This window comes from Polaromonas jejuensis NBRC 106434 (assembly GCF_001598235.1).
Classification (GTDB): Bacteria; Pseudomonadota; Gammaproteobacteria; order Burkholderiales; family Burkholderiaceae_C; genus Polaromonas; species Polaromonas jejuensis.
In genome coordinates, this window is sequence record NZ_BCYO01000051.1 from 1 (window position 1) to 10778 (window position 10778).

10 protein-coding genes are annotated in these 10778 nt (G+C 59.1%); 3 read left to right on the top strand and 7 right to left on the bottom strand.

Going from position 1 to position 10778, the window contains the following annotated elements:
* Nucleotides 1–214: 214 nt before the first annotated feature.
* From PJE01S_RS23625 to rpmH, 7 genes are all read right to left on the bottom strand, one after another.
* Entirely contained in the window at nucleotides 215–943 is a 729-nt protein-coding gene (locus tag PJE01S_RS23625) for a hypothetical protein (protein WP_068836169.1), read from the bottom strand.
* A 188-nt stretch (nucleotides 944–1131) separates the two neighbouring features.
* Complete coding sequence (locus PJE01S_RS23630) at nucleotides 1132–1623, bottom strand: Crp/Fnr family transcriptional regulator (protein ID WP_068836170.1); 492 nt, start codon at nucleotides 1621–1623, stop codon at nucleotides 1132–1134.
* A 148-nt stretch (nucleotides 1624–1771) separates the two neighbouring features.
* Nucleotides 1772–3208, bottom strand: a complete 1437-nt coding sequence (gene mnmE, locus PJE01S_RS23635) for a tRNA uridine-5-carboxymethylaminomethyl(34) synthesis GTPase MnmE (RefSeq protein WP_068836171.1) — start codon at nucleotides 3206–3208, stop codon at nucleotides 1772–1774.
* A gap of 42 nt (nucleotides 3209–3250) precedes the next feature.
* Nucleotides 3251–4966: a membrane protein insertase YidC gene (gene yidC, locus PJE01S_RS23640; RefSeq protein ID WP_068836172.1), complete on the bottom strand. Its 1716-nt coding sequence runs from the start codon at nucleotides 4964–4966 to the stop codon at nucleotides 3251–3253.
* Nucleotides 4963–5280 carry a membrane protein insertion efficiency factor YidD gene (gene yidD / locus PJE01S_RS23645; protein WP_084389735.1) on the bottom strand — a complete coding sequence of 106 codons (318 nt, stop codon included), beginning with the start codon at nucleotides 5278–5280 and terminating at the stop codon, nucleotides 4963–4965. The genes yidC and yidD overlap by 4 nt, the downstream gene beginning before the upstream one ends.
* The gene (locus PJE01S_RS23650) at nucleotides 5277–5693 is read right to left on the bottom strand and encodes a ribonuclease P protein component (RefSeq protein ID WP_068836176.1); all 417 of its coding nucleotides are present in this window, start codon (nucleotides 5691–5693) and stop codon (nucleotides 5277–5279) included. Before PJE01S_RS23650 ends, yidD begins: the two co-directional genes overlap by 4 nt.
* Before the next feature lie 57 nt (nucleotides 5694–5750).
* Entirely contained in the window at nucleotides 5751–5885 is a 135-nt protein-coding gene (rpmH, locus tag PJE01S_RS23655) for a 50S ribosomal protein L34 (RefSeq protein ID WP_007862708.1), read from the bottom strand.
* A gap of 981 nt (nucleotides 5886–6866) precedes the next feature.
* Between rpmH and dnaA the strand changes: the two genes are divergently transcribed.
* From dnaA to PJE01S_RS23670, 3 genes are all read left to right on the top strand, one after another.
* On the top strand, nucleotides 6867–8261 hold the full coding sequence (gene dnaA, locus PJE01S_RS23660; RefSeq protein ID WP_068836173.1) for a chromosomal replication initiator protein DnaA: 1395 nt from the start codon (nucleotides 6867–6869) through the stop codon (nucleotides 8259–8261).
* Between the two features lie 278 nt (nucleotides 8262–8539).
* Nucleotides 8540–9646, top strand: a complete 1107-nt coding sequence (gene dnaN, locus PJE01S_RS23665) for a DNA polymerase III subunit beta (RefSeq protein ID WP_068836174.1) — start codon at nucleotides 8540–8542, stop codon at nucleotides 9644–9646.
* Nucleotides 9647–9738: 92 nt separating this feature from the next.
* The coding region (locus PJE01S_RS23670; protein WP_174548578.1) for an ATP-binding protein at nucleotides 9739–10778 on the top strand (1040 nt) is incomplete at its 3' end.

A 10778-nucleotide genomic window follows, 5' to 3' on the forward strand; every position in this document is an offset into this window, starting at 1 on the left:
AGGCCGCAGGCCTGCCCTTGTTCACGCTGATTGATTTTGCCGGGCACTGAGGGCGGCTGCGCCTGGTGCTGAGCAATTGCGCCCATCGCCCCCCGCTCCGGCCAGTCGAGGGGGAGGATCGAATTCGCTACAAGATTTATAGCTGCCTGCGCCCGTTCCTATTGGGCTGCAGGCCTGTTTGATGCCTGACTTTGCATCGCGGCCCAAATCCGGCCTAGTGCAGGTCGCCGTACTGGGTCGTGCTGAGCGCGGGGGAAGAAGGCGCCTCTGCCAACTCGGTGTCCGCAAAACCCGTGGGCTGCGTGCTGGAACGTGAACGGCTTCTTCGAACCTTGACGCCGCCTTCCGCCGCCACGGTGGAGCCGCGCGCCGACGCGGCGAGCAGGGCCTGTTTGAAGGCCGCCACCTCATCGGCCTGAATCGGCTCATAAGGCGGCGTGGCCAGCGGCTGCACCGGCTTGAGCGGGGCACGGACCGCGGCGTCGGCATGAGCCGGCGAACGCTCTGCTTGAGCCACAGCGCCCGGCGCGGACTGCGCCACCGCAGCCACCTCACCCTGGCGCCAGTACACGGCGGGCACCGTGATGGAAAACCGTGCCTTCGCGTTCTGCACAATCAGCGCCTCGATATCACCGAGCTGCTCGGTAGGCCTGCCAAAGTCCTTCGCCAGGTCCACCATGACCAGGAACTCGTCGCCGTTCTGGTCCAGGGAAAGCACCTTGAATTTGTAGCGGGCAGACAGCACGCCGGCGCGGGTCATGGCCTCACGAATCGCCACATACAACTGTTCGCGGCGGGCGTGGCGCTTGAACTTTCGCGCCTCTCCCGAATGCGCCGCCTCCGGCGCCTGCCGCTGGGGCAGGGGGACGGCGCGCCTGGCTTCGCCGTTTGCAAGCGCGTTGGCCTGCTGGGATTTTCCGGAAAACCAGTTGAAAAGAGACATAAGTACGGAGTTCTCGTGATGGATTTGTACCGCCTTCAACGGGGAAGCCGGCGCCCTTTGGCCAGGCTGCGGCCCCGCTGGCGCTGTAGTTTACTCAGCAGATATGACATTGCCCCCATGGCATCAACTCGAAGCAGGCGTGGTGGCATAAAAGTCATGTAGGCTTGATCGGTGGCAAGGAAAGTCAATCAAGTCACCGCCACCCGCCTGGGGCGGTTGTACAGGCGTTTGGCCATCACGGCACCCAGCGCCAAGGTCAGTTCCAGCGCGATCGGACTGTGGCGATTGGCCAGTTCCCCAAAGCGCATGGGCGTCAGGCACCAGAGCTTGCAGGCCGTCGACGCATGCACGGTGGCGGCGCGCGGTACATGCGAGAAAAAAGCGCCTTCACCGAGCACCGTGCCGGCGCCTACCAGCGCCATCCGGACACGCGCTTTTTCGTCCTCGTAGTGCACGCTCAGCGTGCCGCTTTCAATGAAGTACAGCGTGCGGTCCAGCGCCCCTTGCTCCATCAGCACCTGGCCGCTGTTCAAGGCAAAGGGCTGCAGGTAGCTGGCCAGAATGTCCCAATGCGGCGGGTTGAATTGGCAGCGCAAGGCATCGCTGGCATGGCAATGCGCGATGGCTTGGGCCAGGCCCTGAATGTCAAAACGGGCGGTCGCGGGCAGGGGTGCGTTCATAGTGGGACGGACGATACCTTTGCCCCGGCAAATGCCGCAAGAGACGTTAACGCCCCCTTACACCTGATACAGCAAAATCCGCGCAGCCATCGCTGTCCTGCGTCACCTTGCGCCGTTCGTCTGCGATCAGCGACCGTCTGTCGCCGGGCTATTTACCGATGCAGAATCTGGAAAAGATCTCGCCCAGCAAATCGTCCGAGCTGAATTCGCCCGTGATTTCACTCAGATGAAGCTGCGCCTGCCGCAAATCTTCGGCCAGCAAATCCAGCGCCGGCAGGGCTGCCTGCAACTGGATGGCGGCTTTTTCCAGTTGGGCTTGCACCTGCTGCAGCGCCCGCACATGGCGTTCGCGCGCCATGAACACGCCCTCGGGCGCGGCCTGCCAGCCCACCAGCTGCAGCAGCTGCTGGCGCAGGGCCTGCAGGCCGGTGCCGGTCTTGGCGGAAATCAGCACGCCGCCGCTCACCCGCTCAAGCACCTCGGCGCTGGCCATGTCGGACTTGCTCCAGACATCGATGATGGGCGTATTTTTAGGCAGTTTTTGGCCTAGAACGCCTGCTATACGGGCGTCGTCAGCTATGTAATTAATAGCATCCGGGGTTTCGCCCGTGGCCGCCTGCCGGGTCAGGTCATGCAAAAACAGCACCGCGTCCGCCGTTTCAATCTCGGCCCAGGCGCGCTCCACGCCGATTTTTTCAACCTCGTCCAGCGCCTCGCGCAGGCCGGCGGTATCGACCACATGCAAAGGCACGCCTTCGATCTGTATCAGCTGCGAGACCTTGTCGCGCGTCGTGCCCGCAATCGGCGTGACGATGGCCAGCTCCGCGCCGGCCAGCGCATTGAGCAGCGAACTCTTTCCGGCATTGGGCTGGCCGGCAATCACCACCTTGATGCCTTCACGCAGGATGGCGCCCTGGGTGGCACGCCGCATCACCTCGGCCAGGGTGGTTTGCAGACGCCGCAGCTGGCCTTGCGCGTCCGCCTTTTGCAGAAAGTCGATGTCCTCTTCCGGGAAATCCAGCGTGGCCTCGACCAGCATGCGCAAATGAATCAGCTGCTCCAAGAGCGTGTTCACCGCCTGCGAAAACTCGCCCGACATAGAGCGCGCGGCCGAGCGCGCCGCGGTTTCGGTGCTGGCATCGATCAGGTCGGCAATGGCTTCGGCCTGCGCCAGGTCAATCTTGTCGTTGAGGAACGCCCGCTCGGTGAACTCGCCGGGTTGCGCCACTCGCAGTTGCGGCAGGCAAGGCCGGCCCGTCGCCGGATTGAGTTCGGCACCGGCTTGCAGGCAGCGCGCCAGCAGCAACTGGAGCACCACCGGCCCGCCATGGGCCTGCAGCTCCAGCACGTCTTCACCGGTGTAGGAATGCGGCGCCGGGAAATGAATCGCCAGGCCTTGGTCGATGACCTTGCCCTGGGCATCGCGAAACGGCAGGTAGGTGGCCTGTCTGGCGGCCAGCGGCCGGCCACAGACCGCGGCAATCACGGGCCCAATGTCCTGGCCCGAAACGCGCACAATGCCCACCGCTCCGCGGCCGGGGGCAGTGGCGATGGCGACTATGGGATCGTGATGTCGGGCCAGCATGAGGCGCAATGTTAAAGGGCCGCGTCAGCGGCCCTTGTGGTGTTACTTGAACTTCGGCAGGTTGAACTGCGGTGGCACGCCCATCCGGGTATTGATCAACCACTGCTGGGTAATCGACAGGATGTTGTTGGTGATCCAGTACAGCACCAGGCCAGCCGGAAAGAAGAAGAACATCACGCTGAAAATCAGCGGCATGAACCACATCATCTTGGCCTGCATCGGATCTGGCGGCGCGGGGTTCAGCGCCGTCTGCAGCATCGTGGTCAAGGTCATGGTGATGGGCAGGATGAAATACGGGTCTGGCGAGGACAGGTCCTTGATCCACAGGATCCAGGGTGCATTGCGCATCTCGACGCTGGACAGCAGCACCCAGTACAGCGCAATGAACACCGGGATCTGGATCATGATGGGGAAGCAGCCGCCCATGGGGTTGACCTTTTCCTCGCGGTAGATCTTCATCATCTGCTGCTGCATTTCCTGCGGCTTGTCCTTCAGGCGCTCGCGCATTTCCGTGATTTTCGGATTGATGGCCTTCATCTTGGCCATGCTGGCGTAGGCCTTGGCGTTGAGCCAGTAAAACGCAACCTTGAGCAGCAGCACCAGGGCCACGATGGACCAGCCCCAGTTCTGGATGAAGCCATGCAGCTTGTTGAGCAGCCAGTACAGCGGCTTGGCCAGAATGGTCACCCAGCCGTAGTCTTTCACCAGTTCCAGGCCGGGGGCCAGGGCTTCGAGCTTTTTCTCTTCCTGCGGGCCGACAAAGAATTTCGAGTCTATGGTCTTGCTCGCGCCCGGCGCAATGCTGTCCAGCGGGGTGATCATGCCCACGGCGTACAGGTTGGTGTCCACCTTGCGCAGAAACAGGTCGCGCTTGAGGCCATCGGCCAGAATCCAGGCCGAGGCAAAGTAGTGCTGCACCATGGCCACATAACCGTTGGTCGACTGTTTTTCCACATCGACCTTGTTGTTTTCGATGTCCTTGAATTCGACCTTCTGGTATTTCTTGGCTTCGGTGTAAATGGCCGGGCCGGTGAAGGTGGAATAAAACGAGGACTCGCCGGGCGGCTTGTTGCCGTCACGCACCAGCTGCAGGTACAGCTGCGGGGCCACCGGCGCGCTGCCGGTGTTGATCACGTCATGGCGTACAGCAATGTCGTAGGCGCCGCGTTTGAGCGTGTAGGTCTTGACCAGTTTGACACCGCCCACATCGGCCGATTCAAACTTGACCTGCAATTCGTTCTGGCCGTCCTTGAGCGTGCGATCGCCAGGCACCACCGTCATCAATGTCTTGTGCGTGGGAAAGGCGCCGCCGGTGCTGCCTGCGATCAAGCCGGTCTGCGCCACATACACACGGTTGGCGCTTTCGTCCAGCAGTACAAAGCTCTGGTCCTTGTGCGCCATGTCCTTGTACTTGTTGAAGGCCGAATGCACCAGCGTGCCGCCTTCGCTGTCAAAGGTCAATGTCAGCACGTCGGTGCTCACCACGACGCGCTCTTTGGTCGCCGATGGCGCGGTGGAAGGTGCGCCGCCGGGAACGGCACCCGGTGTGGCGGATACCTGGCTGGTATTTGTCGAAGCCGGTACGGAAGATGCCGTCGCTGCAGGACTGGACGCGGCGCTGACTGGCGCCTTGGCAACCTGTGTGGAGGAGGGGAAAAAGGTGGCTTTGTGACCGTTAAAGACCTGCCACTGGTCCCACAACAGGACCATGGAGAAACCAAAAATCACCCACAAAATGGTGCGGCGGATGTCATTCATGACGGCGTCTTTTTAGAAGGGATGGAAGTCACGGGTGTGACCACGCGGGTGAAAAGGGAAGCCGCGCTCACGGGCGGCACGGGATCGTGCCCGCCCTCGCACCAGGGGTGGCAACGCGCCAGACGGCGCAAGGTAAGGTAGCTTCCGATGGCAGCGCCATGCTGCTGCAGTGCCTGCAAGGAATAAGCGGAGCAGGTAGGCTCAAAACGGCAGGCCGAGCCCAACCAGGGACTGAGCAGCAAACGATAGCCCTTGACCAAACCGATCAGCGCGGTTTGCGGCAGACGCAGCAAAGCAGTGCCGGTCAAAGTCATGGCGCTTTCGCTCCCGCCAGCATCAGTGCCTGGACTTCGCTGCGCACCGCCTGTTTGAGCGGCTCGGAGCTGGCGCTGACGAATTCGGTGCGGGAAAAATCACGCCGCAAGCGAACCACAAAAGCAGCCTGAGGGTACTGAGCTGAAAAATCAGCGCTCACGGTGTAGATCTGCCTTTTGATGACATTGCGCGTCACGGCCCGCTTGGCCCAGCGTTTGGGAACCATCGCCCCGATCCACATGTCCCGGACCGAAAACAACACCGGTGCTGGCGCATCGGCAAGCTTGCCGGGCTGTGTTTGCACAGCCTTTGCGTCCAGCCCATTGCGGTGCAATGCGAAGTGCGTGGTTTTTGCAACAATGGGACCGGCAAGCACCGCCTGGAACTGAGGTCGGGTCTTAAGCCGCTGCACGAGCGCCAACCGTCAGCTCAAGAGCCACAAACAGCGAATGTCGGCAGTAGACCAGGCTTAGACAGCCAGGCGCTTGCGGCCTTTGGCGCGACGTGCAGCGATCACTGCGCGGCCGCCACGCGTTTTCATGCGCGTCAGAAAGCCGTGCGTACGTGCGCGCTTGACTTTGGAAGGTTGGTATGTGCGTTTCATGATGGGTCCTACGAGCCGGTTAGCTACAAAAGCTTCCCTAGGCGATTCGAATGATCTTGGTGGCCGTACAACACGACCAGCTCTGCAAGTCTGCAGGACTTGCAACACACCCGCGCAACCTGTACCGAGCCATCAAAAATTGACTCAACAAACAAGGCCACGCAGGCAGTATCAATCCGCTACGAATCAGGGAAACCCATGATTATCGCAGATTTCTCAACACTGGCAACAGCTTAGCGCCGGCACTGGGCGTAAAGGCTGAGATCAGGGGCGCGGCCAGCCGCGCGATTGCCGGCAAATCCATCGCCAAAGCCACTGATTTTTGTGCTGTGAAGGCCAAATCGGCGCAAGACCAGACGCAAAAGTTGTTTTTTGAGTCATTGAGCGAGCAAGCACCCAAAGTTTTTCTGTCGTTTTGGCGCGGCGGAGATTTCCCCTATCTCTATCTTCAATTCTTTAATTCAAATTAGTAGTAGTAGTAAGGGTCGCCGGATTCTGTGGATAGCTTTGCTTTTTCCTTTTTGATCAAGCACTTGGCGTTTGTTTAACCATGTGTTGAGCGGCGCCTGAAGTAGCACGCCGGAGATGAACAACTTTGAATTTCGGGCTCCCTCTGTGGATAAGTCATGGGTTATTAAAAAGTTGTCCCCATGGTTGTTGTTTGGCGCTTCCTGGCTTTATGAAATGAGCTAAAAAGTATTCATTTCATGAGCGGTCCTGGCTTCTTTTGACAGGCCCGGTTGCTGTCAACATCTGTCTTTTCCGGTCCATTCGCCAACTCAAATTTTTGGGTAGGAAGCAGTGTGGCGGCGCTGGTGCTGCCTCATTGCGAATTGGCGACAGGCTTGGGAATAGGTTGAAACCCGGGGCCGTTTTTTGTGGATAACTCGCCTGCAGGACTACAATTGCGGGTGCTCAAAATTAACAATATCCACAAGCAGCAGCTGACTGCTTCGCGCCTGCAGATGGGCAAAACCAGCCATGAGTGAAGGATCAGCCCCTCTTCAAAGCCATGATTTGTGGCAAAACTGCGTCGATCATCTAGCTCAGGAATTGCCCGAGCAGCAGTTCAATACCTGGATTCGTCCGCTGGTGGTGGATGTCGCGCCTGACCTTTCCCGAGTCACCATTCAGGTCGGAAACCGTTTCAAGCTGGACTGGGTCCGGGCGCAGTACGCGGGCCGAATTTCCGCCTTGCTCGAAAATATCTCGGGCCAGAGAATTCCTCTTGAGTTAGCGCTTGCTCCCCGGGAAGCGCCCGCTAAATCATCGACCTTGGTCAGGAACTTTGAAGGCATGGGGGTTCCTGAACCCGCCGGCCTGGGTGCGCCCGAGGAAGCTGCCAACGCACCTTTCAAGAACCGGCTCAATAGCGCGCTGACCTTTGACACCCTGATTGAAGGCACGGCCAACCGCATGGGCCGGGCGGCCGCGCTGCATGTTTCCAGCAGTCTGGGGCAGCTTTACAACCCGCTTTTCATTTATGGCGGCGTTGGTCTGGGTAAAACCCACTTGATGCACGCCATCGGCAACAAGCTGATGACAGACAACCCGGCCGCCAAAGTTCTCTACATCCATGCCGAGCAATTTGTTTCGGATGTGGTTAAAGCCTACCAGCGCAAGACTTTTGACGAGTTCAAGGAGCGCTATCACTCCCTGGATCTGCTGCTGATCGACGATGTGCAGTTTTTTGCCAACAAGGACCGCACCCAGGAAGAGTTCTTCAACGCCTTTGAAGCCCTGCTGACCAAGAAGTCGCACATCGTGATGACCAGCGACACCTATCCCAAGGGCTTGACGGACATCCATGAGCGTCTGGTTTCGCGTTTCGATTCCGGCCTGACGGTGGCCATTGAGCCGCCCGAGCTGGAAATGCGCGTGGCCATTCTGATCCGCAAAGCCGAAGCCGAGGGCACGGTCATGCCGGAAGAGGTCGCATTTTTTGTGGCCAAGAATGTCCGCTCCAATGTGCGCGAGCTCGAAGGTGCGCTGCGCAAGATCCTGGCCTATTCGCGTTTCAACCTCAAGGAAATCACCATCCAGCTGGCCCGCGAGGCCCTGCGTGACTTGTTGTCGATTCAGAATCGGCAGATTTCCGTGGAAAACATCCAGAAAACGGTGGCCGACTATTACAAGATCAAGGTCGCCGACATGTATTCCAAGAAGCGGCCCGCCAGCATCGCCCGGCCGCGCCAGATTGCCATGTACCTGGCCAAGGAACTCACGCAGAAGAGTCTGCCCGAGATTGGCGAGCTGTTTGGTGGCCGTGACCACACCACCGTGCTGCACGCGGTGCGAAAAATGGCGGCAGAGCGCCAGCAGATGACCGAGCTCAATCAGCAGCTGCATGTGCTTGAACAGACACTGAAGGGCTAGAAATGAATGCTTTTTAGCTCAGTTTTTAGTGGAGACAGGGCGTACACAACAACCGTGGGGATAACTTTGGCGCAAGTCATGACTTATCCACAGAAGCAGATGACAATGGAAAGTTGTTCATATCTGGCAAGACGCTTCAGGGATGTCTGGGCACATGGTTAAACAAACGCCAAGTGGTTGATCAAAAAGGGGAAAATGGTGCTATCCACAGTTTGGCGCCGCCCTTACTACTACTACTAATTTGAATTAAAGAATTAAAGATAAATACAGAGGAAGTCATGATCGTTCTGAAAGCCACCCAGGATAAAGTTTTGTCGGTACTGCAATCGGTCGCGGGCATTGTGGAGCGCCGGCACACCTTGCCGATTCTGGCCAACGTGTTAATCCGCAAGACGGGCGCGCAGCTGCAGCTCACCACGAGCGATCTTGAAATCCAGATCCGTACCACCGCCGAACTCGATGGCGACGACGGCAACTTCACGACCACCGTGGGCGCGCGCAAGCTCATCGACATCCTGCGTTCCATGCCCAGCGACCAGACCGTGTCGCTGGAGTCGGCCCAGAACAAGCTGATTCTGAAGGGCGGCAAAAGCCGCTTCACGCTGCAGACCTTGCCCGCCGAAGACTTTCCGCTGGTGCAGGAAGCCGCCAACTTTGGCCCCAGCTTCTCGGTGCCGCAAAAGGTGCTCAAGGAATTGCTCAACCAGGTGTCGTTTGCCATGGCGGTGCACGACATTCGCTACTACCTCAACGGCATTTTGTTTGTGGCGGAAGGCAAGCAGTTGAGCCTGGTCGCGACCGATGGTCACCGCCTGGCGTTTTCGTCGGCGACGCTGGATGTGGAAGTGCCCAAGCAGGAAGTCATCCTGCCGCGCAAGACGGTGCTGGAAATGCAGCGCCTGCTCAGCGACAAGGAAGGCGCCATCGAGATGCAATTCGCCGGCAACCAGGCCAAATTCAGCTTTGAAGGCATGGAGTTTGTGACCAAGCTGGTCGAAGGCAAATTCCCCGACTACAACCGCGTGATTCCCAAGAACCACAAGAACATCATCACCCTGGGCCGCACGCCGCTGCTGGCCAGCCTGCAGCGCACCGCGATTCTCACGAGCGAAAAGTTCAAGGGCGTGCGCCTGAACATCGAAGCCGGCACCCTGCGCGTGGCTTCGAACAACGCCGAGCAGGAAGAAGCCGTCGACGAACTCGACATTGACTACAGCGGCGATGCCATTGAAATCGGTTTTAACGTCACCTACCTGATCGATGCGCTGGCCAACATGGACCAGGACATGGTGAAGATCGAACTGGCGGATTCCAACAGCTCCGCGCTGCTGACCATCCCCGACGATGCCGCTTTCAAATACGTGGTGATGCCGATGCGCATTTGACGCAAAAAAGGCGCGGAAACATACAAACAGACCCGCGAACCTCCGCGGGTTTGGTCATTCAAGAGATTGAAGAAATTGGGTAAAAGCTGGCCATGACTGAAGAAAACAAACTGAACGAAGCCGATCAAGTGCACGTCACTGACGGTGCCGCGGGCGAGGGAAGCTCGAATTACCAGCCAAAAATCGACACCAACCAGGCCGGCGCTTCAGAAGCGTATGGCGAAGGCTCGATCCAGATCCTGGAAGGCCTGGAAGCCGTGCGCAAGCGCCCCGGCATGTACATTGGCGACACTTCCGACGGCACCGGTCTGCATCATCTGGTGTTTGAGGTGGTGGACAACTCGATTGACGAAGCCCTGGCCGGCCATTGCGATGACATCGTCGTCACCATCCACACCGACAACTCCATCAGCGTGGTCGACAACGGCCGCGGCATTCCGACCGGCGTGAAGATGGACGACAAGCACGAGCCCAAGCGTTCGGCGGCCGAAATTGCCCTGACCGAGCTGCATGCCGGCGGCAAGTTCAACCAGAACAGCTACAAGGTGTCGGGCGGCCTGCACGGCGTGGGCGTGAGTTGCGTGAATGCGCTGTCCAAAAAGCTGCGCCTCACCATCCGCCGCGACGGCAAGGTGCATGTCATGGAGTTTTCCAAGGGCTTTGTGCAAAACCGCATCGTCGAGACAGTGGACGGCATTGAAATCTCCCCCATGAAGGTCATGGGCGACACCGACAAGCGCGGCACCGAAGTCCACTTCCTGCCCGACACCGACATCTTCAAGGAAAACAACGATTTCCATTACGAAATCCTGAGCAAGCGCCTGCGCGAGCTGAGCTTTCTGAACAACGGCGTGAAGATCCGCCTGATAGACGAACGCAGCGGCAAGGAAGATGACTTTGCCGGCGCCGGCGGCGTCAAGGGCTTTGTCGAGTTCATCAACAAGGGCAAGACGGTCCTGCACCCCAATGTGTTCAACGCCATGGGCGACCGCCAGAGCGACCAGGGCACCAACATCGGCGTCGAAGTCGCCATGCAGTGGAACAGCGGTTACAGCGAGCAAGTCCTCTGTTTTACCAACAACATTCCCCAGCGCGACGGCGGCACCCACCTGACCGGCCTGCGCGCCGCCAT

Excerpts from the sequence above, each read along its gene's own strand:
- PJE01S_RS23625 (WP_068836169.1), bottom strand. The coding sequence starts at position 943 with ATGTCTCTTTTCAACTGGTTTTCCGGAAAATCCCAGCAGGCCAACGCG.
- PJE01S_RS23630 (WP_068836170.1), bottom strand. The coding sequence starts at position 1,623 with ATGAACGCACCCCTGCCCGCGACCGCCCGTTTTGACATTCAGGGCCTG.
- mnmE (WP_068836171.1), bottom strand. The coding sequence starts at position 3,208 with ATGCTGGCCCGACATCACGATCCCATAGTCGCCATCGCCACTGCCCCC.
- yidC (WP_068836172.1), bottom strand. The coding sequence starts at position 4,966 with ATGAATGACATCCGCCGCACCATTTTGTGGGTGATTTTTGGTTTCTCC.
- yidD (WP_084389735.1), bottom strand. The coding sequence starts at position 5,280 with ATGACTTTGACCGGCACTGCTTTGCTGCGTCTGCCGCAAACCGCGCTG.
- rpmH (WP_007862708.1), bottom strand. The coding sequence starts at position 5,885 with ATGAAACGCACATACCAACCTTCCAAAGTCAAGCGCGCACGTACGCAC.
- dnaA (WP_068836173.1), top strand. The coding sequence starts at position 6,867 with ATGAGTGAAGGATCAGCCCCTCTTCAAAGCCATGATTTGTGGCAAAAC.
- dnaN (WP_068836174.1), top strand. The coding sequence starts at position 8,540 with ATGATCGTTCTGAAAGCCACCCAGGATAAAGTTTTGTCGGTACTGCAA.